Genomic DNA, 21,049 nt, shown 5'->3' on the forward strand with positions numbered 1-21,049 from the left:
TTTTTCCTGAATCGAGCCAGCAGAAGTTGCTGAAAAGTGCGCTAAAGATGGAAAAAAAGCGCAGTCGGTACCAGGCTTAATGCTGCCCGCAAAAAAGGCGGGTCAGGACAATCCATATTCCGGTTTTAAACCGGAACTTACGGGAGCATAGCTATGACTGATATTGCGCAGTTGCTTGGCAAAGATGCCGACAGCCTTTTACAGCATCGTTGTATGACCATTCCTTCTGACCAACTTTACCTGCCTGGACATGATTACGTCGATCGCGTAATGGTGGATAACAATCGGCCGCCTGCCGTTCTGCGTAATATGCAGACGCTGTATAACACGGGGCGACTTGCCGGGACAGGGTATCTGTCGATCCTACCGGTGGATCAGGGGGTAGAGCATTCTGCTGGGGCTTCGTTTGCCGCTAACCCGCTGTACTTTGATCCGAAGAATATTGTGGAGTTGGCTATCGAAGCAGGGTGCAACTGCGTGGCATCGACTTACGGTGTGCTGGCTTCTGTCTCCCGCCGCTACGCGCACCGTATCCCGTTCCTCGTTAAAATTAACCACAATGAAACGCTCAGCTATCCGAATACCTTTGACCAGACGCTGTATGCCAGCGTAGAGCAGGCGTTCAATATGGGTGCGGTTGCGGTAGGGGCAACCATATATTTCGGTTCTGAGGAATCTCGCCGCCAGATTGAAGAGATTTCAGCAGCGTTTGAGCGCGCCCATGAGTTGGGTATGGTTACCGTGCTGTGGGCGTATCTGCGTAACTCCGCGTTTAAAAAAGATGGCGTGGATTACCATGTTTCCGCCGATCTTACCGGGCAGGCTAACCATCTGGCTGCCACTATCGGAGCGGATATCGTTAAGCAGAAAATGGCGGAAAATAACGGCGGGTATAAAGCGGTTAATTTTGGCTACACCGACGATCGCGTTTACACCAAGTTGACCAGTGAGAATCCAATTGACCTGGTGCGTTATCAACTGGCGAACTGTTATATGGGGCGCGCCGGATTAATTAACTCTGGCGGGGCGGCCGGCGGCGACACCGACCTGAGCGATGCAGTGCGTACAGCGGTGATTAACAAACGTGCGGGCGGCATGGGGTTGATTCTGGGGCGTAAAGCGTTCAAGAAAACCATGGCCGACGGCGTTAAGTTGATTAACGCCGTACAGGACGTTTATCTGGACAGCAAAGTCACTATTGCCTGATCCCTCGGATTGTCGTCGGGTTAGCGCAACAGCGGACAACCCGGCGGGAGTCTGCAACGTAGCGCAGCGGGCAAGATTTCAATATGAAATTCTTGTCCGCTGAGCGGTTCGCCATCGAGATTAAAGGTAATTTCGTGCGGGGCGCGGATATCAAACCACGACGATGCGCCGTCAATAATATTAGGGTTGTCTTCGGATTGCGTTAATGCCGAAAGCAGCCCTGGCAGTAGTTCCTCGCCGGTAAAAATGCGCAGTTGCAGCAGACCGTCGTTGATTAGCGCCGTTGGGCAAAGCTGTTGCCCACCACCAGCCTGGCGACCGTTACCGATACCAATCACCAGCGCCTTACCCTGCCAGTGAAAATCTTCCCCACGAATGTCACAGATGTCAGGCTTGAGCGTATCCATGCGCATTAATCCGTGAATAAAATACGATACACCGCCCAACGCGGCCTTGAGTTTTTCCGGCGTTTCGGTGGTGATACGCGTGCCAAATCCGCCGGTCGCCATGTTGATAAAACAGGTTTTATCGTTGACCTGCACCATATCGATCGCCGTCGCATTTGCGGCGATAGCCAGCTTTAACGCCTTATCAAGGTCGTCGGGTATACCAACGCTGGTGGCAAAGTCATTCGCCGTTCCCAACGGTAAAATACCCAGCGCCGGAATATTGCCGCCCTGCGACTGGATAAGCGCCGTCGAAACTTCGTTTATTGTGCCGTCGCCGCCGCCGGCTATTACCGTTTCAACGCCTAGCTGACGAGCTTCATCAACGTAGCGTTGGGCATCGCCTTTTTCCCAGGTCACGCGAACATGGATTTCCACGCCTTCATCGCGAAGCTTCGCAATGGCATCACGCAGGGGGAGATTATCAGCACTTTTTCCATTGAGGATCAGTAAACTGGCAGGGAACGCTATCATCCGTTTGCCTCACTTTTTTTCGTTTTAACAAGTGTATGCCAGGAAAGCATTTATGGCGTAAGAACTGACTGAAAGCGCAGGCGAAGAGATAAAAAAAGCCGCAGAGCGCGGCTTTTCAGATTGAGCAGACGTTACTGCGGGAACCATTGGTCGCTGATTTTCTGGTACGTGCCGTCAGCTTTGATGGCCGCCAGCGCGCTGTTCAGTTTATCCAGCAGGGCTTTGTTATCCGGGCGAACCGCGATGCCAAGACCAGTACCGAAGTATTGCGGATCGGTAACTTTGTCAGTGGCTACGCCTAACTGTGGGTTGGTTTTTAGCCATTCGTTAACCACAGCAGTATCACCAAATACACCATCAATACGGCCATTTTTCAGGTCAATAATCGCATTCTGATAGCTGTCGTAGGCCACGGTTTTCACCTCAGGATGTTTATCCTGCAGGTATTTCTGATGCGTGGTGCCGTTTTCCATACCGATGCGCTTACCTTTCAGGTCAGCAAAGGTTTTATAGGTGTCTTTTTTCGCAATCACCAGCGCGGAGTTGGCATAGTAAGGCTGAGTAAATGCTACCTGCTTGCTACGCTCAGGGGTGATATCCATTCCGGAAATTACCGCATCATATTTCTTGAATTTCAGCGCGGGGATCAGGCTATCGAAAGCGTGATTGGTGAAAGTACATTCTGCCTGCATTTGTTTGCACAGCGCCGTTGCCAGATCGATGTCAAAACCGACAATTTTATTGCTCGCATCCAGTGATTCAAATGGCGGATACGTGGCTGATACACCGAAACTAATTTTATCAGCAGCTGAGGCGCCAGCGGCGAAAGTAGCAAGTAATGCGGCCAGTACTAACTTTTTCATGGTGGAACTCCCGTCTGTCAATCTTATGATTATTACCGTGTCTGCGGCGTGGAGTAACAATGCCATTTAATGAATTTATATGCAATAAAAATGATTAAGTATTTTTATTGGTATGAAAAAAGACGGACAATTTAGGTTGTTGTCCGTCTTTATGTTTTTTACTTATGCACATTTGCCGGATGGCGGTGCTAGCACCTTATCCGGCCTACAAAAGGTGCATGAACCGTAGGCCTGATAAGCGTAGCGCCATCAGGCATATGCTTAATTCCGGTGTTCAAACGCCAGCGCTTTACGTTCGATTAAGCGCATCATCAGCGTCAGCAAGCCGTTGACGATCAGGTAAATCACACCCGCGGCACCGAAGACCATAACGTCATAAGTACGACCGTACAGCAGCTGGCTATAGCCCATGACTTCCATCAGCGTGATGGTGTAAGCCAGTGAGGTACTTTTAAATACCAGCACCACTTCGTTGGAATACGAGGAGAGGGCGCGTTTAAAGGCGTACGGCAACAGAATCGCCAGCGTATCCTTTTTGCTCATCCCTAACGCTCCGCAGGACTGCCACTGGCCTTCCGGGATTGCACGAATAGCGCCGTAGAACAGTTGCGTAGTGTAGGCCGCACTGTTTAACGACAGCGCGATTAAGGCGCATAACCAGGGTTCAGAGAGCAGATGCCACAGTACCGGATATTCTTGCAATGCCGGAAACTGTCCTGGTCCGTAGTAGATCAGGAAGATTTGCACCAGCAGCGGTGTACCGGTAAACAGCGTGATATACGCGCGTACCAGCCACACCAGCACCGGCGTTTTCAGCGTCAGGATGACGGTGAAGATTAGCGCCAGCACCAGAGCAACCACGATGGAGGCGACCGTCAGCGTCAGGCTGGTATGCAGCCCTTTCAACAATTCAGGTAAATACTCAAGCATCAGCCTGGTCTCCGCTCAAAACGTGTCGCGCGCAGGTCAATGCGTTTGAGAATGTACTGACTCACCAGCGTAATCACCAGGTAAATAGCGGCCGCCACAATGTACCAGGTAAACGGCTCCTGGGTGCGGGTGGCAATACTCTTGGTTTGCAGCATCAGATCGTTCACGCTGATAAGGCTGACCAGCGCGGTATCTTTCAGCAATACCAGCCACTGGTTACCCAGTCCCGGTAAGGCATGACGCCACATCTGCGGCATCACCAGGCGAAAGAAGATCGCGGCTTTAGACAAACCCAACGCCTGACCTGATTCCCATTGTCCGAGTGGCACGGCCTTCAGCGCGCCACGCAGCGTTTGCGACGCGTAAGCGGCGTACAATAATGACAGTGCAATGACACCGCACAGGAACGGGCTGACGTCGAAGTTTTCGATCTGCATCTGAACCGGGATTTGTACAAACCCGAGATTGATCGTAAAGCCATCGGCCAGCGTCAGCAGCAATTGTGAGGAACCGAAATAGATAAACAGAACCACCAGGATTTCTGGCAGACCGCGCAGGATGGTGACCAGGGCCGAGCCCGCCCATGCCACCGGGCGCCATTTTACTGACTCCCAGACGGCAAAAAACATGGCGAGTGCAAGGCCAATGATCAGCGCACAAACGGCAAGGCCGACGGTCATCCCGGCGGCGCTTGCTAAAGGAAAAAATTCATTCATCAAATATTACTTCTGGAACCATTTGTTGTAGATGGTCTCGTAAGTCCCATCTTTCTTCACTTTTTCCAGCGCAGCGTTAAATTTCTGCTGCAGCTCGGTATTGCCCTGGCGTACCGCGATGCCCAGACCTGTACCGAAGTAATCTTTATCCGTGACTTTGTCACCAACCGCGGCAAGCTTAGGATTGTCTTTCAGCCACTCGGTTACTACTGCGGTATCACCAAAGACGCCGTCAATACGACCGTTTTGCAGATCGAGTTTGGCATTCTGGTAGCTGTCATACGGCACAGTGGTCACTTCCGGATGTTTATCCATGATGAATTTCTGGTGCGTGGTACCGTTTTGAACGCCGACTTTTTTACCTTTCAACTGGTCGATGCCGGTGTATTTACCCTGCTGGCCCACAAACAGCGCAGAGTTGTCGTAGTAAGGGGTGGTGAACAGCACCTGTTTTTCACGCTCAGGCGTGATGTCCATACCGGCCATCACCGCGTCAAAACGACGGAATTTCAGGCTCGGAATCAGGCTGTCGAAGGCCTGATTGGTGAAGGTACAAGTAGCGTCAATCTCTTTACACAGCGCGTTTGCCAGATCAACGTCAAAACCTACGATCTTGTTATTCGCATCGATAGATTCAAACGGAGGATAAGACGCTTCGGTGGCGAAACGAATGGTTTGGGCTGCGGTAGCGGAAAGACTAAAACCTGCGATTAGCGCGGCAATCAGAACTTTTTTCATTGTATTGTCCCGAATCTTAGTGAGAAAGATAGTTTTTAAACGCTTCGGTTTGCGGGTTGGCAAAGCAGCTCGCATCCCCAAACTCGACGATGTGACCGTTTTCCATATACACCACACGACTGGCCGTTTTACGTGCAACTTCCACTTCGTGGGTGACGATCACCTGAGTAATGTTGGTTTCCGCCAGTTCGCGAATAATGCTGACGATTTGGGCGGTAATTTCCGGGTCAAGCGCGGCGGTCGGTTCATCAAACAGCAGCACCTGCGGCTCCATCATCAACGCGCGGGCAATGGCTACACGCTGTTGCTGGCCGCCGGAAAGATGCAGCGGATAGCGATCGCTGTACGGCTTCAGGCGCAGACGTTCCAGCAGTTTCTCGGCGCGCGCCATCGCTTGCTCTTTTGTCAGACCCAGTACGCGGCAGGGCGCTTCAATCAGGTTCTGCACCACCGTGAGATGCGGCCAGAGATTATATTGCTGAAAGACCATGCCAACGTTTTGACGCAGATCCCGAATGGCTTTATCTGACGGGGTCTTCGTGAAGTCGAAACGGTTGCCCGCAATAGAGAGCGTGCCCGAGCGCGGCATCTCAAGCAGGTTGAGTACGCGCAGCAGCGAGCTTTTCCCGGCGCCACTTGGGCCAAGTAACACCAGTGTTTCACCCTGAGGGCAATCCAGCGTGATATCGAACAGCGCCTGATGTGCGCCGTAGAAGCAGTTAATGCCGTTTAATTGAATACTCATTGACACTCGATACTGGCAGTCTGATAGCTATTGAAGCCGCAGATACTACCTTTGACAGAATAGTTATGCAATATTTATGCGTTAAAAGTTAAATGCAAACCGCATTCTTCTCTAAACATAGCACAAAATAGCGAGGTCACCAGTGGGTAAGAATAATTGTCGGCATTCTATGCAGAATGCCAGACAATTTATGGGGGTTATGATTTAAGCGGGTGAATGGGGCGGTTAGCGGTTTTCGACAGACTGGCGCAACGTCCCGGCTGGCGCGTGTACGCTGCCGCCCAGATAGCGTACATCATCAACGACCCAGCACTGACCTTCACGGATCATCAACACTTCATCACGCCAGCTTTGGTCACCCTGTTTCAGCTCTACGCGCAGTGGAATGTTGCGTGCATCACTATTCGGAATAGTCGATGCGCTAGCGACACTGGCGCTGTCTGGTAACGTAGCGCGACTGGAGAACGGATCGCTGTTAAACAGGTCGCGGTGTGCATTATCGCGGCTGGCGTCGGTCAGCAGTTTAGCCAGATTGTCGCTCAGGTACGGACGAAGGGCGGTAATGTCATTGTTTCGATGCTGAATACGGTAATCATAGAATTGTTGAGCCACGCTGTCTGGCCCACCTTCTATGCATGAACCACTACGTGTGCCGTTATCTTTATAGGCCGGCGTCACGGTAGTACAGGCGCTGAGAAGAAGTGCGCAGGGAACCAGCAGAGAGAGTTTCGAGTAGCGCATAATGATTTCCTTATTAGCTTTCTACGATTAGTGTTCTACGTTGATAGAATATATCCTTTCAATGATAGTGGATCGGTTCGATAATGCTTTTGAGATCGTGCTCTTAGCGCAAAAAGGAGATTAACCATGCAGTTTTCGACAACCCCTACGCTGGAAGGACAGAGCATCGTGGAATACTGCGGTGTTGTTACCGGTGAAGCCATTTTAGGCGCGAATATCTTCCGCGATTTCTTCGCCGGCATTCGCGATATTGTCGGTGGTCGCTCCGGCGCGTATGAAAAAGAGCTGCGTAAAGCGCGTGAAATTGCTTTTCAGGAGCTGGGCGAACAGGCGAAAGCGCTGGGTGCTGATGCGGTGGTCGGTATCGATATCGATTACGAAACCGTAGGCAAAGACGGTAGCATGCTGATGGTGAGCGTCAGCGGTACCGCGGTGAAAACTTGCCGATGAAACGTCTGTTGTGTCTGCTGGCATTTACGCTGTTGCTGGTGGGATGTGCTGGCGAAAAAGGGATTGTCGACAAAGACGGGTATCAGTTAGATACCCGCCGACAGGCACAGGCTGCTTATCCGCGCATTAAAGTGCTGGTTATCCATTACACGGCCGATGATTTTGACTCTTCTCTGGCTACGCTGACCGATAAAAACGTCAGTTCGCACTATTTGATCCCAGCAGTGCCGCCGCTTTACCATGGTAAGCCGCGTATCTGGCAACTGGTGCCGGAAAAAGATCTGGCCTGGCATGCGGGGATTAGCTTCTGGCGCGGCGCTACGCGTATTAACGATACCTCAATTGGCATTGAGCTGGAAAACCGCGGCTGGCAAAAATCAGCGGGCAGCAAGTATTTTGCGCCGTTTGAGCCCGCGCAGATTCAGGCGTTAGTCCCATTGGCGAAAGATATCATCGCCCGCTACGACATAAAACCGCAAAACGTGGTGGCTCATGCAGACATTGCGCCGCAGCGTAAGGACGATCCCGGTCCGCTGTTTCCGTGGCAAGCACTGGCCGTTCAGGGCATTGGCGCATGGCCGGATGCTCAGCGTGTGGCATTTTATCTCGCTGGACGAGCGCCCCATTCGCCGGTAGAAACCGCGTCATTGCTCGATCTACTGTCACGCTATGGCTATGAGGTAAAACCCGAGATGACGCCGCGTGAACAGCAGCGGGTGATTATGGCGTTCCAGATGCACTTCCGCCCGACGTTGTGGAATGGCGTGGCGGACGCGGAAACGCAGGCGATTGCCGAAGCGTTACTGGAGAGATACGGGCAGGGTTAACGCAGACACCAATGCCTGATGGCGCTTCGCTTATCAGGCCTACGGTTAATTTGGCAGGTATTTGTGGCGCTTGTGCCGCCACCCTGCAATGGATATCAGCCTAACGCGGCAGCTTACCGTGGTCGCGCAGCCAGGCCGCGGTACGCTCAATCCCTTCATCCAGCGTCACAACGGGCTGATAACCTAACTCTTCCTGAGCGCGGCTGGTATCCAGCGTAAAGTCAAAATTTAGCTTCGAAACGCCGTAATGCGTAAGCTTTGGCTCTTTCGCCGATTTATTGCCTAAGCGCTCCATGCTGCGGGCAATCATGTCCAGCATCGGGTAGGGCACGGAGCGGATACGGCAGTCAATATTCAGCTCGTCGATAAGTTTCTGCACAATACTGCGCAGGGTGCGATGTTCACCGTTGGTTATATTGTACGCACGACCCGACGGCAGCTTATCGCAGGCTTCCTGACTCGCCAGCCACATCGCGTGAACTGCGTTCTCGTAATAGGTCATATCCACCAGCGCACTCCCGCCGTGCGGCAACAGGATACTGCCGTAGTGGTACATCATATGGGCGAGGCGGGGAATAAAGACTTTATCGTGAGGTCCGAACAAGCTTTGCGGGCGCAAGACAGTAAAGCGAGTCTGCGGATTGGCCTGGGCGAGCAGCGCAATCACCTCTTCTCCAGCCGCTTTGCTGCGGGCGAATTCATTGGCGAAGCGATGGGGACGGAAGTCTTCTTTGATATCGCGATGATGGTGATAATCAAAATACAGCGACGGAGAGGAGATATGAATAAAGTTACGTACGCCCCAGGCTACGGCCCACTCGCCCAGACGGCGGGTAGCACGAACGTTGGCCAGATCAAAAGCTTCCTGAGTTCCCCATGGAGAGGTGAAGCTGGAGCAGTGCCACAGCGTGTCAATGCCGGCAAGCATCACTTTTGCCTGCGAAGAAACCAGCTCGGTCAAATCCGCATGCACAAATTCTGCGCCCATTTTCTCCAGCAGCTTGCCCATCGCTTCGTTGCGACCGGTGGCTCTGACGCTGACGCCTTTGCTGCATAAAAACTCAACCGCGTTTCGGCCCAAGCCGCTGGTGGCTCCGGTAACCAGTACCTTCATATCAATCCACTGTGTTTAAAAAACGTCGTGCGCATTCTTCCGTGAAATACGCCTGTATGCAATGGGAAACATGAAAGAATACAGGCTCTTTTTATCATTAGTCTGTGATTTGTTCTGCAAGTTTGGCTATACGCTTCGCCATCCCCCTGAAAATGAACAGGTGGGCGGGGATCATCAACAGCCAGTAGAAGAGGCCAGGCATACCGTGCGGATGCCACCACGCGCGTACATCAATGCGTCGGTGGTCACCTTTATCTTCCAGTGTGAAGCTCAGACGACCCAGTCCCGGCGCTTTCATCCCAAACAGCAGTGTCAGCTGTTTCTCCGGCTCAACGATGATGACTTTCCAGCTATCAACGGTATCGCCAACTTGCAATAGTGGGTGTTTGGGACGACCTTTTGCCAGCTTATGGCCGACCAGCAGGTCCAACGCCGCGCGCGTCTTCCATAGAATATTGCCAAAGAAATAGCCTTCTTTGCCGCCGAGTCGATTCACAACCTGCCACAGAGCCTTTTTGCTGGCGGATGTTTCAACGCTAAAGCCAGCTTGTTTAGCAAAATAGCCATATTCCGGACGCCAGCGGGCAAACGCCTGTGCGTCGTAACCCCAGTCGCTGGAGTTGACCAGCTTCTCTTCTTCCTTCAACGTGCTGCGCACCGCGTCATCAAAGGCAATCAGCTTTTGCGGGATCAGCGCACGTAATTCGGTGTCATCAGCCAGCAGGTCGTGTTTTAAGCCCTGGATCAGCGCTTTGGCCGTGGTCGGCGGCACTGACGTAATGACGTTCAAAAACCAGACCGAAATCCAGCGGGTAGGGAAGGGGATGGGGATGAGCAGGCGATGTTTACCGCTGACCGCCATAAAATGCTCGAACTGTTCCTGATAGCTCAACACCTGCGGTCCGGCGGCTTCGAGGACGCGGTGATGCTGTGTGGGATGTTCCAGCAACGCCACCAGGTAGTACATTAAATTCTCCAGCGCGATAGGTGTGGTACGCGAGCGTACCCAGCGTGGAGGGGTGAGAACCGGCAGGTTGTAAACCATATCGCGCATGACTTCAAAGGCAGCGGAACCCGCTCCCACGATAATGCCCGCGCGCAATTCCGTCATTGGCACGCCTGACTCGCGCAGGGTGTCTGCGGTTATCTGTCGCGCACGCAGATGATCGGATTGTTCATGCCGGGGAGCCTGCAATGAGCTCAGGAAAATAAGCTGTTTAACTGGCGTATTACGCAGCGCATCGCGCACGTTCATCGCCACCTGACGTTCGTGGGCGATAAAATCACCGCCTTCGCCCATACCATGAACCAGATAATAAACCGTATCAACACCCGTCAGCAGCGGGGTGAGGTTTTCTGGCCAATTCAAATCGACCTTGTGGCAACTGACATTGGCCAGTTGCTGCTTTTCCAGCCGTTCAATGCGACGTGCCGTAGCCAACACCTGATGCCCTTGCTGACTGAGCGCCTGTACCAAATGCTGACCAATGTAGCCACTGGCGCCAAGAACCAAAATCCGTTGCGGCACGCCCATCTCCTTATTGGGTTAAAAAAGCGCGCCAGTGGGCGACGACTTCAGCAAGTTGTTCACGCGATACGTCCAGGTGCATCACCAGGCGCACAATTGGGGAGGCGTTAATCAGCACGCCTTGCGCTTTCATATATTCGCCCAGCGCGGCAGCGTGCTCTTCGCCAACGCGAACAAACAGCATATTTGTGTCGTGGCGCATGACGTCCGCCCCTGCTTCGCGCAGCTGCTCCGCCATCCAGGCGGCGTTGTCATGGTCTTCCTGCAAACGCGGCACGTTATTTTTCAGCGCATACAGTCCGGCTGCTGCCAGAATACCGGCCTGACGCATTCCGCCGCCGGTCATTTTGCGCCAGCGAATAGCGCGTTTGATGTACTCGTGGCTGCCGACCAGCAGTGAACCAACGGGGGTGCCGAGGCCTTTGGAGAGGCAAATGGTGAACGAATCACAGTATTGCGTGACATCTTTAAGTTCACAGCCGTAGGCGACGATGGCGTTAAAAATACGTGCGCCGTCGACGTGCAGGGCAAGATTACGCTCGCGGGTGAATTCCCAGGCGTCTTTCAGATACGCGCGCGGCAGCACTTTGCCGTTGTGGGTATTTTCCAGGCTGAGCAAGCGGGTGCGGGCAAAATGGATATCGTCCACTTTGATTTTTGCAGCCACTTTGTCCAGCGGCAGGGAGCCATCCGGTGCGGCGTCGATAGGCTGCGGTTGAATGCTACCGAGCACCGCTGCGCCACCTGCTTCGTAGAGATAGTTATGTGCGCCCTGACCGGCAATGTACTCTTCGCCACGCTGACAATGGCTGAGCAGCGCCACCAGGTTTGCCTGAGTGCCGGTGGGTAGGAAAATAGCGGCTTCTTTACCAGAAAGCTCTGCGGCGTATTGCTGGAGGGCGTTAACGGTAGGGTCGTCTCCATACACGTCATCCCCGACCGGGGCTGCCATCATCTCTTCCAGCATGGCGCGACTCGGGCGGGTGACGGTATCACTGCGTAAATCAATCATGGTGTCTCCTTATTACACTTCATCCTTCAAGCTGCCTCGGCGTTGGCCGCATCCTTAAACCCCAGTCACATAGTATACCTATGCTCCTGGGGATTTTCGGGCTAGCCGCCTTGATGCATCATGAATGATTTTGTGTGTGATTTAATAAGGATGTTTTACCTGAGCCAGTTCGTTTTCGCCAGTTCGATCACTTCATCACCGCGCCCGCTGATGATTGCGCGCAGCATATACAGGCTAAAACCTTTGGCTTGTTCGAGTTTGATTTGCGGTGGGATCGCCAGCTCTTCTTTCGCAACGACCACATCGACCAGCACCGGGCCGTCAATCGACATCGCCCTTTGCAGCGCTTCATCAACCTCTGAGGATTTTTCCACGCGAATGCCTGTAATGCCGCAGGCTTCGGCAATCCGCGCGAAGTTGGTGTCGTGCAGTTCGGTGCCGTCGGTCAGATAACCGCCCGCTTTCATCTCCATTGCGACAAATCCCAGCACGCTGTTGTTGAAGACAATAATCTTCACTGGCAGCTTCATCTGAACAACCGACAGAAAGTCGCCCATCAGCATGCTAAAGCCGCCATCACCGCACATTGCCACAACCTGGCGTCCTGGTTCGGTCGCTTGTGCGCCGAGTGCCTGCGGCATGGCATTCGCCATCGACCCGTGGTTAAACGATCCGAGCAGGCGACGTTTGCCGTTCATTTTCAGATAGCGTGCTGCCCACACCGTTGGCGTGCCAACGTCACAGGTAAAGATGGCATCGTCAGCGGCAAAGTGGCTGATCTGTTGCGCCAGATATTGCGGGTGAATGGCTTTATCGCTGGGTTTGGCTAAATCATCCAGCCCTTTGCGCGCCTCGCGATAGTGCTCAAGCGCTTTGTCCAGGAACTGCCGCTCGGTTTTCTCTTCCACCAGAGGCAGTAGGGCCCGTAACGTGGATTTAATATCGCCTACCAGCGCCATATCAACTTTACTGTGCGCGCCAATACTCGCCGGATTGATATCAATCTGAATAATTTTGGCGTCGGTGGGGTAGAACGGGCGATAAGGGAACTGGGTACCGAGCAGGATCAGCGTGTCGGCATTCATCATGGTATGGAAGCCGGATGAAAAGCCAATCAGCCCGGTCATACCCACGTCATAGGGGTTATCGTACTCAACATGCTCTTTACCACGCAGGGCGTGAACAATCGGCGCTTTAATTTTAGCCGCAAACTCAACCAGTTCTTTATGCGCACCGGCGCAGCCACTACCGCACATCAGGGCGATATTGCTGGAGTAGCGCAGCAGTTGCGCCAGTTTTCTCAGCTCTTCTTCTTGTGGAGTCACCACCGGGAGCGGCGCATGATACCAGTGCGTGGTGGCGCTTTCAGGTGCAGGTTTTAGCGCCACGTCACCGGGTAAAACCACCACGGAAACGCCACGGTTGAGCACCGCCTTACGCATGGCAATTGCCAGCACCTGTGGGATCTGTTCTGGGCTGGAAACCAGCTCGCAATAGTGGCTACATTCGCGGAACAACTCTTGCGGGTGGGTCTCCTGAAAATAACCGCTGCCTATTTCACTGGAGGGAATATGCGCGGCGATTGCCAGCACCGGGACGTGGTTACGGTGACAATCAAACAGCCCGTTGATCAGGTGCAGGTTGCCTGGCCCGCACGAGCCTGCGCAGACGGCTAGTTCGCCCGTCAACTGCGCTTCAGCGCCCGCAGCGAAGGCTGCAACCTCTTCATGACGGGTTGGCATCCAGTCAATTGTTCCCATACGATTCAGACTGTCACTCAGACCATTTAGCGAGTCACCCGTTACACCCCAAATGCGTTTTACGCCAGCCTGTTCGAGTGTTTTAGCAATAAAAGCGGCAACCGTTTGTTTCATGGTTTTCCTTCTCCTCTAATGTGATACCGGTTACAAGTTTAGATGAAGATAATAGTTATGCTTCTCATTTCCCCCTTATTTCCGGCAGGTTTCATTTAACCTGTATTAAGCGTAGTTTGTTTTGGACATGGTGAAACAAGGAATAAATTCAAATGGTTATAAAACTATTAAATTCAGTTAACCGAGTGCTGACTCACGAAGATTTTGGCAAGTTATTGTTACGCTTTGCCGTCGGTGGGCTGATGCTGTTTCATGGGCTGCATAAACTCTTTGCGGGTATTGATGGCATCAGCGGTATGTTGATCGCGAAAGGTTTCCCTGGCTTTATTGCGTATGGCGTTCTGTTGGGAGAGGTCGTGGCACCGTGCCTGATTATTCTTGGCATCCTGACGCGTCCGGCGGCGTTGGGGCTGGCGTTTACGATGGTTGTGGCATGGCTGATGGTCGGGATGGGCGAAACCTGGACACTGGATAAAACCGGTGCATGGGCGATTGAAAGTCTGGTTTATTTCTTCATCGGCGCGCTGGCCGTGGCGTTTTTGGGGGCGGGGCGTTACTCCGTTGCCGGAAATTCAGCCTGGCGATAGTTACCATCTGAGAGTCAATACCGAGGCGGGAAAGCGTAGCATTGCTCCGCCTCGACGTTCAATCTGTCGCTAATCTATGTCGTCACTGTTCCATAGTTTGTGCCGACGTCTCAGCGCTCGCTGCGTCAATGCCCTTGCCATCGCGGCGCCTATTTCAGCGCTGACCACTAATCCCTGAATAAACGGACGATCGTGCATCAACCACGGCAGCCCGCCAAAAGCGATGCGATTGCGAGCGTTTTCCGGCGCTTGCAGCGTGTAATCTTCGCCGACATCCGGGATCTCATCGCCACAGGCCAGCAGTTGATCGCGTAGCGTTGGGAATGGGATATCTTTGCTCTGCAATGCCCGTTGTCCTCGGGCGTCAATAAACACATCAAATTCGCTGCGCTGACCGTGGTGGGAAATTACCGTCATTTCCTGTTCATTCATACGCTCATAATCTGTGCCAAGCGCGAGGATCTCAATCAGCCCGGCTTCGTGCAGCGCCAACATTCGGCGAACTGACTCTGACGGGATTGCCGCATAGTTATCAATAAATACCCGCGCCAGTCCGCACCTGAAACGTTTTTCGTCGCGGGTATCAAGATGAGGGACTATCTCCTCGATAACCTCGTGCAGGCGCAGCAAGGTATAGCGCCAGGCGACGGTATGTTGTTTTTGCTTGTTGCGCTCAACTTCTACCAGGTTACGTCTCGCCCAGTCAAAAGGGTCATGTCTGAGCCTGTCGGCGAAATAGACTTCGGGGAACGTGTCGGCGTTAAGCGGCGCAAGCGCCACCTGTTGGCACCAGCCTGGCGCTGCGTCTTGCAGTTGTTGCGCCATAAGCTGAAAGATGCGGTCCAGTAATCCGTTTTGGCCATGGGCAATGGCATCTTCAATCGCTTCTGGCGTCGCGATATTCAGCGATTCATACGGAAGGGGGCAGTAAAAATCCGCTTCAGGCAGTACCCCGCTGCGCGACATCAGGGTCAGTTTCAGGTTTTGACTGTCGGATTTAGGTGTGAATTGCAGTGAATGGTCGGTATTGGTAGTGAAGGTGCCATGCTGACTGGCCACAGCCATCGCGGCGTCGATAGCACTTAACGAGGTGCCCAGAATCCCTACCCGGCAAGCACCAATCTGCGCGTCCATCAGACCGGTCCACGGACTGGGGAAAAATTTGCGTGCCTGAGCATCCGTTTCAGGCCACAGATGACCAGTGGCGATAGCGGCGAAATCCACCTCAACGGGCTGTGACGCGTGGTTGATCCACAAAGAAACCCCATTCGGGTCTGCTCGCAGGTCGGTGACTTCGCTTGATTCATGTACGCGAATCGTGAAACCGGCTTGTTGCGCTTTCTCGACAATGGCTAAGAAACGATCGCGATAATAGTCGCCGAGGATCACGCGGGGCAAAAATTGCCGCTCATGCAAAGACGCGCGTTCAATCTGAAACTGGGCCAGATAGTCATCACTTTGATTCTGAAGCCACGTCAGATAACTGATATAGATCGGCGGGATCTCAATGCTGGCTATATTTGCCAGCATATGGTCTGCGTTGTTGTCGCTATTGTAAGGCATGCCAACGCCCGCCTCTTCAGCTTGCTCGTAAAGCTCTATTTCCAGCGGTTCACCGCGCTCAACCAGGGCATGAAACGTATAAATCCCGGTGGGACCGACGCCGACAATGGCCACTTTTTTCATGGGGATCCTTGTAGAAAGTTCGACGTACTAGTCGGGGATTATGTTTAATCTGCGCAGGGTAAGTGTGGTCGATAATTTGCGGGGAGAGTGAAAACATCAGAATTTTGCAACGCCTGACAGCATAAAAAAAGGCCACCCGGTACAGCCAGGCAGCCTTTTGCACATCAGATACCGGCCAATTACGCCAGCACTAAATCACCCTGCGGATGACAGGAACAAGCCAGCACATAACCTTCAGCGATTTCTGCGTCGGTCAGCGTCATGGTGCTGCTGACCGTGTAGTTACCGTCAACCACTTTGGTTTTGCAGCAGCCGCAAACGCCTGCACGGCATGCGGCGACAACCGGAACCTTGTTGCTTTCCAGCGCATCCAGCAGCGTACTGCCCACCGGCGCGTAGAACTCTTTCGCCGGCTGTAGCTTGGTAAACTTCAGACCGCTGGTGGCGGCTTCGGCAACAGGTGTGAAGAACTGCTCCTTAAAGAAGCGCGTCACGCCCAGCGCTTTGACTTCTTTCTCGACCAGATCCATATACGGTGCCGGGCCACAGGTCATCACGGTACGCGAGGTCAGATCCGGTACGCTTTTCAGCAGTTCAGTCGTCAGTCGGCCGGAAACAAAACCTTCTGTGGCATTGTTTTCAGCAACTAATGTCACCGGATATTCGCGCCACTCGTCGGCAAAAATGACATCTTGCGGCGAGCGAACGTTAAAGATTACCTGTATATCCGCTTGTGGGCGGTACTTTGCCAACCAGCGACGCATTGACATGATTGGCGTGACACCACAGCCGGCGGCCAGCATCAGGAACTTGTCTTCCGCTTTATCTTCACAGGTGAACTCACCCATTGCATCCGACAGCCAGATATAGTCGCCGCGCTTCACGTCGCGGGTTAGCCACTGTGAACCTGCGCCATCGTCAATCCGGCGGATGGTCAACGTGATGTACTCGCTAACGCCCGGCGTTGAAGAAATGGTGTAAGCACGCAGCGTATCCGCTGAATTACGTACGCTGACCAGTGCATACTGCCCGGCGCGGTAAGGATAATAATCGTGGCACAGCAACGAAATTGTCCATACATCCGGCGTTTCCTGATGGATGTGGTGAACCTGCATCCGCCATGGGCACTGATGAGTTGGCATTGTCATTCTTTACTCCTTACGCGCTCAGCAGTTGCTTCATGTCTTCTTCAACGGTGGTCACGGAACGCAGACCAAATTTCTCGTTGAGAACTGCCAGCAGATCCGGTGTGAAGAAACCAGGTGCAGTCGGGCCAGTGACGATGTTTTTCACGCCCAGAGACAGCAGGGTCAGCAGAATAACAATCGCTTTCTGTTCGAACCAGGAGAGCACCAGAGACAGCGGCAGATCGTTCACGCCACAGCCCAGTTTCTCAGCCAGGGTTACCGCCAGGATGATGGCAGAGTAAGCATCGTTACACTGACCGGCATCCACCAGACGCGGCAGACCTTCGATATCGCCGAACTCCAGTTTGTTGAAACGGTATTTACCGCAAGCAAGGGTCAGGATCAGGCAGTCATCCGGCACGCTGGTGGCGAAGTCGGTGAAGTAGTTACGTTCACCACGTGCACCGTCACAACCGCCAACCAGGAATATGTGACGCAGTTTTTCGCGGCTCACCAGGTCGATCAGGGTATCAGCAGCGCCCAGCAGGGTCTGACGACCGAAACCTACGGTGATCAGGTGCGGGATTTCGCTGTACGGGAAGCCAGCCATCTGCTGTGCCTGAGCGATAACCGGACCGAAGTTGTCGCCTTCGAGGTGGCTGACACCCGGCCAACCGACGATGCTACGGGTCCAGATACGGTCGTCGTACGCGCCAACGGTCGGGTCGATGATGCAGTTAGAGGTCATGACGATCGGACCTGGGAAGCGGGCAAACTCTACCTGCTGGTTCTGCCAACCGCTGCCGTAGTTACCGATCAGGTGCTTGAACTTACGCAGTTCCGGGTAGCCGTGCGCCGGCAGCATTTCACCGTGGGTATAAACGTTAACACCAGTACCTTCGGTCTGCTCCAGCAGGTTGTACAGATCTTTCAGGTCGTGACCGGAGATCAGGATGCACTTACCTTCGGTCGCTTTTACGTTGACCTGGGTCGGGGTCGGGTGACCGTATTTGGTGGTTTCACCGGCATCCAGAATGCTCATTACTTTGAAGTTCATCTGGCCGATTTCCATTGAACACTCCAACAGAGCGTTCATATCGGAAGGCCAGGTACCCAGCCACGCCATGATTTTGTGGTACTGAGCATAGATATCGTTGTCGTACTGACCAAGAACGTGCGCGTGTTCCATGTAAGCTGCCGCACCTTTCAGGCCGTACAGACACAGCAGACGCAGGCCGAGAATGTTCTCGCCGATGGCTGCTTTGTCTTTGTTCGGGGTAAATTCAGCGGCCTGACGTTGCAGGTCGCCCAGATCGTCGCTGACCAGTTGCAGATCGGCCATTGGGTTGGCGACCGCTGCCTTCGCATCGATGTTCAGGCATTGCGCTTTCAGGGCGTCGCGCATGGCGATAGCTTCACGGGCATAGCCAACAATACGCGGGGAATCGAAGTTAACGTTAGTCAGCGTGGAGAAGAACGCACGCGGCGCAAAGTTATCAACCTCATGGTCGATGATGCCGTATTCACGTGCTTTAACAGCCCATGCAGACAGACCTTGTAGGGAAGCAATTAGCAGATCCTGCAAATCGGAGGTTTCAGCCGTTTTACCGCACATACCCTGCGCGTAAGAGCAGCCGTTTCCTGCCGGAGTACGGATGGTTTGTTCACATTGCACACAAAACATGGTCACACCTTTTAAAGTTATATTTAATATACATGTTTAAGGTTATGCCTGTGCGCGTAGGGATAAAAGGGATTTCTGCTACTACTTGCAGGGAGATTGATTTAGCGCAATTTTGGCGGTAGCTGACTACCGCCAGAGAGGTATTTGCCCGGGCGTCAGGCGGAGAAAAACGCCATCAGCAGAGGCACTAAAAGACTCAGAATAAAGCCGTGGACGATGGCTGCCGGGACCATTTCCAGACCGCCGCTGCGTTGTAAAACGGGCAGGGTGAAATCCATTGATGTCGCGCCGCATAATCCCAGCGCGGTAGAGCGGCTGCGGCCCACCATTCCTGGAATCAACATAATGGCGATCAGCTCACGGGCCAGGTCGTTAAAGAAGGCGGCACTACCAATTACGGGCCCGAACGATTCGGTTAACAGAATACCGGACAGGGAATACCAGCCAAAACCCGATGCCATCGCCAGCGCGGTTTTCAGCGGCAGACCGAGGATCAACGCGTTTATAACCCCCGCCAGCATCGAACTGGCGACGACGACGACGGCCACGATCATCCCCCGACGGTTCAGCACAATTTGTTTTAAGGTCATACCGCTGTTGCGCAGTTGAATCCCCACCAGGAACAGTAAAAAGATTAACGTATATTCGCTGGCTTCGGTGGCATGTTGCAGAATGGGAAGCCCAGTGAGGCCGAGCAGGAAACCGATGACGACGACGCCGCAAAGCTGAAGCGACTCAAGCGCCATTGCAATTCGCGAAGGGAGCTTTTCTTGCTTGTGGTTGTGTCTCCAGGGCAGCGAACGTTCCAGCCAGAACAGCGCCGCAATATTACACAGTATAATGACTGTCACGCTGACCGCAGAATAATGAAGAATGGCTAACAGGTTGCTGGCAAGATTATCCAGAAACGCCAGGCTAATACCCATAAAAAAGAGAATAAGGTAGACGATCCAGCTTAACAGGCGATTGATAAGTTGTAATGCAGTCCTGTGCCGGAGCGGAATAAGGTAGCCCACAATAAGGGGAACCAGAATGATTAACAGCCCTGAAAACATGAAAATCAGATCCTTGCTGAGAAGTAAGACGAAATGCGCTAGCACACACTACTCAATGCAAAGAGGGGAGTAAAGTTGCAAATAAAAGGAAATATAGCGTGGAGAAAAAAGACCTGACAATAGTCAGGTCTTTTTGTTAGCGATTAATCGCGTTTTTCCAGCAGAGTGCGGTAAATAAGACCGCCGAGTACCCCACCGATGATCGGCATAACCCAGAAGAACCACAATTGTTGCAGTGCCCAGCCGCCCTGGAAGATGGCGACTGCGGTACTACGTGCCGGGTTTACGGAAGTGTTGGTGACCGGAATACTGATCAAGTGAATCAGTGTTAACGCCAGACCAATTGCGATAGGTGCAAAACCTGCCGGAGCATGTTTATCGGTCGCGCCGTGGATCACTAATAAGAAACCTGCGGTCAGAATAATTTCAATGACGACGGCAGAAAGCATGGAATAACCGCCTGGTGAATGTTCACCAAAGCCGTTCGAAGCAAAACCACTGGCCGTTGCATCAAAACCTGCTTTACCGCTGGCAATAAGATACAGTGCCGCAGCTGCAACAATACCGCCCACAACCTGAGCAATAACGTAACCAATAACATCTTTTGCCGGGAAACGACCGCCAGCCCATAAACCGAAGGTTACCGCCGGGTTAAAATGCCCACCTGAAATATGACCCACAGCGAATGCCATGGTTAATACTGTCAGGCCGAATGCCAGCGCGACACCGGCAAATCCAATACCCAACTCCGGGAATGCTGCGGCCAGTATTGCGCTACCGCACCCGCCAAAGACGAGCCAAAACGTACCGAAGAATTCAGCTGCTAATTTCCTGAACATAACCACCTCAATTAAAAGTTCCGGGTTCGGGTAATGACTCCAACTTACTGATAGTGTTTTATGTTCAGATAATGCCCGATGACCTTGTCATGCAGCTCCACCGATTTTGAGAACGACAGTGACTTCCGTCCCAGCCTTGCCAGATGTTGTCTCAGATTCAGGTTATGTCACTCAATGCGCTGAGTGTAACGCTTGCTGATAACGTGCAGCTTTCCCTTCAGGCGGGGTTCATACAGCGGCCAGCCATCCGTCATCCATACCACGACCTCAAAGGCCGACAGCAGGCTCAGAAGACGCTCCAGTGTGGCCAGAGTGCGTTCACCGAAGACGTGCGCCACAACCGTCCTCCGTATCCTGTCATACGCGTAAAACAGCCAGCGCTGACGTGATTTAGCACCGACGTAGCC

20 protein-coding genes and 1 pseudogene are annotated in these 21,049 nt (G+C 53.1%); 4 read left to right on the plus strand and 17 right to left on the minus strand.

Annotated features, from left to right (window positions below):
• Positions 1-153: 153 nt before the first annotated feature.
• A complete protein-coding gene (gene fbaB, locus OGY18_RS12325; protein WP_003834421.1) occupies positions 154-1,206 on the plus strand; it encodes a class I fructose-bisphosphate aldolase in 1,053 nt (350 codons plus the stop codon).
• A 20-nt stretch (positions 1,207-1,226) separates the two neighbouring features.
• On the opposite strand, the gene yegS is transcribed toward fbaB, so the two are convergent.
• The 7 genes from yegS to OGY18_RS12360 form a co-directional block, all read right to left on the minus strand.
• The gene (gene yegS / locus OGY18_RS12330) at positions 1,227-2,126 is read right to left on the minus strand and encodes a lipid kinase YegS (protein ID WP_191214296.1); all 900 of its coding nucleotides are present in this window, start codon (positions 2,124-2,126) and stop codon (positions 1,227-1,229) included.
• Between the two features lie 131 nt (positions 2,127-2,257).
• Entirely contained in the window at positions 2,258-2,989 is a 732-nt protein-coding gene (artJ, locus tag OGY18_RS12335; protein WP_286553180.1) for an arginine ABC transporter substrate-binding protein ArtJ, read from the minus strand.
• Between the two features lie 261 nt (positions 2,990-3,250).
• Positions 3,251-3,919, minus strand: a complete 669-nt coding sequence (artM, locus tag OGY18_RS12340; RefSeq protein WP_003840185.1) for an arginine ABC transporter permease ArtM — start codon at positions 3,917-3,919, stop codon at positions 3,251-3,253.
• Positions 3,919-4,635, minus strand: coding sequence for an arginine ABC transporter permease ArtQ (artQ, locus tag OGY18_RS12345; RefSeq protein WP_003027301.1), 717 nt, complete (start codon positions 4,633-4,635; stop codon positions 3,919-3,921). The genes artM and artQ overlap by 1 nt, the downstream gene beginning before the upstream one ends.
• Before the next feature lie 6 nt (positions 4,636-4,641).
• Entirely contained in the window at positions 4,642-5,373 is a 732-nt protein-coding gene (gene artI / locus OGY18_RS12350; protein WP_016156951.1) for an arginine ABC transporter substrate-binding protein ArtI, read from the minus strand.
• Between the two features lie 16 nt (positions 5,374-5,389).
• Positions 5,390-6,118 (minus strand): arginine ABC transporter ATP-binding protein ArtP, encoded by a 729-nt coding sequence (gene artP, locus OGY18_RS12355; RefSeq protein ID WP_003027295.1) that lies wholly within the window; start codon positions 6,116-6,118, stop codon positions 5,390-5,392.
• 225 nt (positions 6,119-6,343) lie between these two features.
• The gene (locus OGY18_RS12360) at positions 6,344-6,859 is read right to left on the minus strand and encodes a lipoprotein (RefSeq protein WP_286553183.1); all 516 of its coding nucleotides are present in this window, start codon (positions 6,857-6,859) and stop codon (positions 6,344-6,346) included.
• 126 nt (positions 6,860-6,985) lie between these two features.
• Between OGY18_RS12360 and OGY18_RS12365 the strand changes: the two genes are divergently transcribed.
• Together OGY18_RS12365 and OGY18_RS12370 are read left to right on the plus strand one after the other, a co-directional pair.
• Positions 6,986-7,309: a heavy metal-binding domain-containing protein gene (locus OGY18_RS12365; RefSeq protein WP_102190525.1), complete on the plus strand. Its 324-nt coding sequence runs from the start codon at positions 6,986-6,988 to the stop codon at positions 7,307-7,309.
• The gene (locus OGY18_RS12370; RefSeq protein ID WP_286553186.1) at positions 7,306-8,136 is read left to right on the plus strand and encodes an N-acetylmuramoyl-L-alanine amidase; all 831 of its coding nucleotides are present in this window, start codon (positions 7,306-7,308) and stop codon (positions 8,134-8,136) included. The genes OGY18_RS12365 and OGY18_RS12370 overlap by 4 nt, the downstream gene beginning before the upstream one ends.
• Before the next feature lie 100 nt (positions 8,137-8,236).
• On the opposite strand, the gene OGY18_RS12375 is transcribed toward OGY18_RS12370, so the two are convergent.
• The 4 genes from OGY18_RS12375 to poxB form a co-directional block, all read right to left on the minus strand.
• On the minus strand, positions 8,237-9,250 hold the full coding sequence (locus tag OGY18_RS12375) for a 3-beta-hydroxysteroid dehydrogenase (protein WP_003834312.1): 1,014 nt from the start codon (positions 9,248-9,250) through the stop codon (positions 8,237-8,239).
• Positions 9,251-9,347: 97 nt separating this feature from the next.
• Positions 9,348-10,778 (minus strand): SDR family oxidoreductase, encoded by a 1,431-nt coding sequence (locus OGY18_RS12380; RefSeq protein ID WP_286553188.1) that lies wholly within the window; start codon positions 10,776-10,778, stop codon positions 9,348-9,350.
• A 10-nt stretch (positions 10,779-10,788) separates the two neighbouring features.
• A complete protein-coding gene (gene ltaE, locus OGY18_RS12385; RefSeq protein ID WP_063940499.1) occupies positions 10,789-11,790 on the minus strand; it encodes a low-specificity L-threonine aldolase in 1,002 nt (333 codons plus the stop codon).
• A gap of 155 nt (positions 11,791-11,945) precedes the next feature.
• Positions 11,946-13,664, minus strand: coding sequence for a ubiquinone-dependent pyruvate dehydrogenase (gene poxB / locus OGY18_RS12390; RefSeq protein WP_032943955.1), 1,719 nt, complete (start codon positions 13,662-13,664; stop codon positions 11,946-11,948).
• A 152-nt stretch (positions 13,665-13,816) separates the two neighbouring features.
• On the opposite strand from poxB, the gene OGY18_RS12395 reads away from it, so the two are divergent.
• Positions 13,817-14,251: a DoxX family protein gene (locus tag OGY18_RS12395; protein WP_003834302.1), complete on the plus strand. Its 435-nt coding sequence runs from the start codon at positions 13,817-13,819 to the stop codon at positions 14,249-14,251.
• A gap of 69 nt (positions 14,252-14,320) precedes the next feature.
• On the opposite strand, the gene OGY18_RS12400 is transcribed toward OGY18_RS12395, so the two are convergent.
• The 6 genes and pseudogenes from OGY18_RS12400 to OGY18_RS12425 form a co-directional block, all read right to left on the minus strand.
• Positions 14,321-15,937: an FAD-NAD(P)-binding protein gene (locus tag OGY18_RS12400; protein WP_286553192.1), complete on the minus strand. Its 1,617-nt coding sequence runs from the start codon at positions 15,935-15,937 to the stop codon at positions 14,321-14,323.
• A 179-nt stretch (positions 15,938-16,116) separates the two neighbouring features.
• Entirely contained in the window at positions 16,117-17,085 is a 969-nt protein-coding gene (hcr, locus tag OGY18_RS12405; protein ID WP_284969273.1) for an NADH oxidoreductase, read from the minus strand.
• A 10-nt stretch (positions 17,086-17,095) separates the two neighbouring features.
• Positions 17,096-18,748 (minus strand): hydroxylamine reductase, encoded by a 1,653-nt coding sequence (hcp, locus tag OGY18_RS12410; RefSeq protein WP_286553195.1) that lies wholly within the window; start codon positions 18,746-18,748, stop codon positions 17,096-17,098.
• Positions 18,749-18,903: 155 nt separating this feature from the next.
• Positions 18,904-19,803 carry a LysO family transporter gene (locus OGY18_RS12415; protein WP_016150624.1) on the minus strand — a complete coding sequence of 300 codons (900 nt, stop codon included), beginning with the start codon at positions 19,801-19,803 and terminating at the stop codon, positions 18,904-18,906.
• A gap of 143 nt (positions 19,804-19,946) precedes the next feature.
• On the minus strand, positions 19,947-20,642 hold the full coding sequence (gene aqpZ, locus OGY18_RS12420) for an aquaporin Z (RefSeq protein ID WP_003834293.1): 696 nt from the start codon (positions 20,640-20,642) through the stop codon (positions 19,947-19,949).
• Between the two features lie 44 nt (positions 20,643-20,686).
• A pseudogene (locus OGY18_RS12425) lies at positions 20,687-21,049 on the minus strand (IS1 family transposase); the annotation flags it as partial.

Origin of the sequence: Citrobacter sp. Cpo142 (assembly GCF_030332425.1) — a bacterium.
Taxonomy (GTDB): domain Bacteria; phylum Pseudomonadota; class Gammaproteobacteria; order Enterobacterales; family Enterobacteriaceae; genus Citrobacter; species Citrobacter portucalensis.

Bases quoted from the DNA above. Each gene is read 5' to 3' on its own strand.
- fbaB (WP_003834421.1), top strand. From the start codon at position 154: ATGACTGATATTGCGCAGTTGCTTGGCAAAGATGCCGACAGCCTTTTA.
- yegS (WP_191214296.1), bottom strand. From the start codon at position 2,126: ATGATAGCGTTCCCTGCCAGTTTACTGATCCTCAATGGAAAAAGTGCT.
- artJ (WP_286553180.1), bottom strand. From the start codon at position 2,989: ATGAAAAAGTTAGTACTGGCCGCATTACTTGCTACTTTCGCCGCTGGC.
- artM (WP_003840185.1), bottom strand. From the start codon at position 3,919: ATGCTTGAGTATTTACCTGAATTGTTGAAAGGGCTGCATACCAGCCTG.
- artQ (WP_003027301.1), bottom strand. From the start codon at position 4,635: ATGAATGAATTTTTTCCTTTAGCAAGCGCCGCCGGGATGACCGTCGGC.
- artI (WP_016156951.1), bottom strand. From the start codon at position 5,373: ATGAAAAAAGTTCTGATTGCCGCGCTAATCGCAGGTTTTAGTCTTTCC.
- artP (WP_003027295.1), bottom strand. From the start codon at position 6,118: ATGAGTATTCAATTAAACGGCATTAACTGCTTCTACGGCGCACATCAG.
- OGY18_RS12360 (WP_286553183.1), bottom strand. From the start codon at position 6,859: ATGCGCTACTCGAAACTCTCTCTGCTGGTTCCCTGCGCACTTCTTCTC.
- OGY18_RS12365 (WP_102190525.1), top strand. From the start codon at position 6,986: ATGCAGTTTTCGACAACCCCTACGCTGGAAGGACAGAGCATCGTGGAA.
- OGY18_RS12370 (WP_286553186.1), top strand. From the start codon at position 7,306: ATGAAACGTCTGTTGTGTCTGCTGGCATTTACGCTGTTGCTGGTGGGA.
- OGY18_RS12375 (WP_003834312.1), bottom strand. From the start codon at position 9,250: ATGAAGGTACTGGTTACCGGAGCCACCAGCGGCTTGGGCCGAAACGCG.
- ltaE (WP_063940499.1), bottom strand. From the start codon at position 11,790: ATGATTGATTTACGCAGTGATACCGTCACCCGCCCGAGTCGCGCCATG.
- poxB (WP_032943955.1), bottom strand. From the start codon at position 13,664: ATGAAACAAACGGTTGCCGCTTTTATTGCTAAAACACTCGAACAGGCT.
- OGY18_RS12395 (WP_003834302.1), top strand. From the start codon at position 13,817: ATGGTTATAAAACTATTAAATTCAGTTAACCGAGTGCTGACTCACGAA.
- OGY18_RS12400 (WP_286553192.1), bottom strand. From the start codon at position 15,937: ATGAAAAAAGTGGCCATTGTCGGCGTCGGTCCCACCGGGATTTATACG.
- hcr (WP_284969273.1), bottom strand. From the start codon at position 17,085: ATGACAATGCCAACTCATCAGTGCCCATGGCGGATGCAGGTTCACCAC.
- hcp (WP_286553195.1), bottom strand. From the start codon at position 18,748: ATGTTTTGTGTGCAATGTGAACAAACCATCCGTACTCCGGCAGGAAAC.
- OGY18_RS12415 (WP_016150624.1), bottom strand. From the start codon at position 19,803: ATGTTTTCAGGGCTGTTAATCATTCTGGTTCCCCTTATTGTGGGCTAC.
- aqpZ (WP_003834293.1), bottom strand. From the start codon at position 20,642: ATGTTCAGGAAATTAGCAGCTGAATTCTTCGGTACGTTTTGGCTCGTC.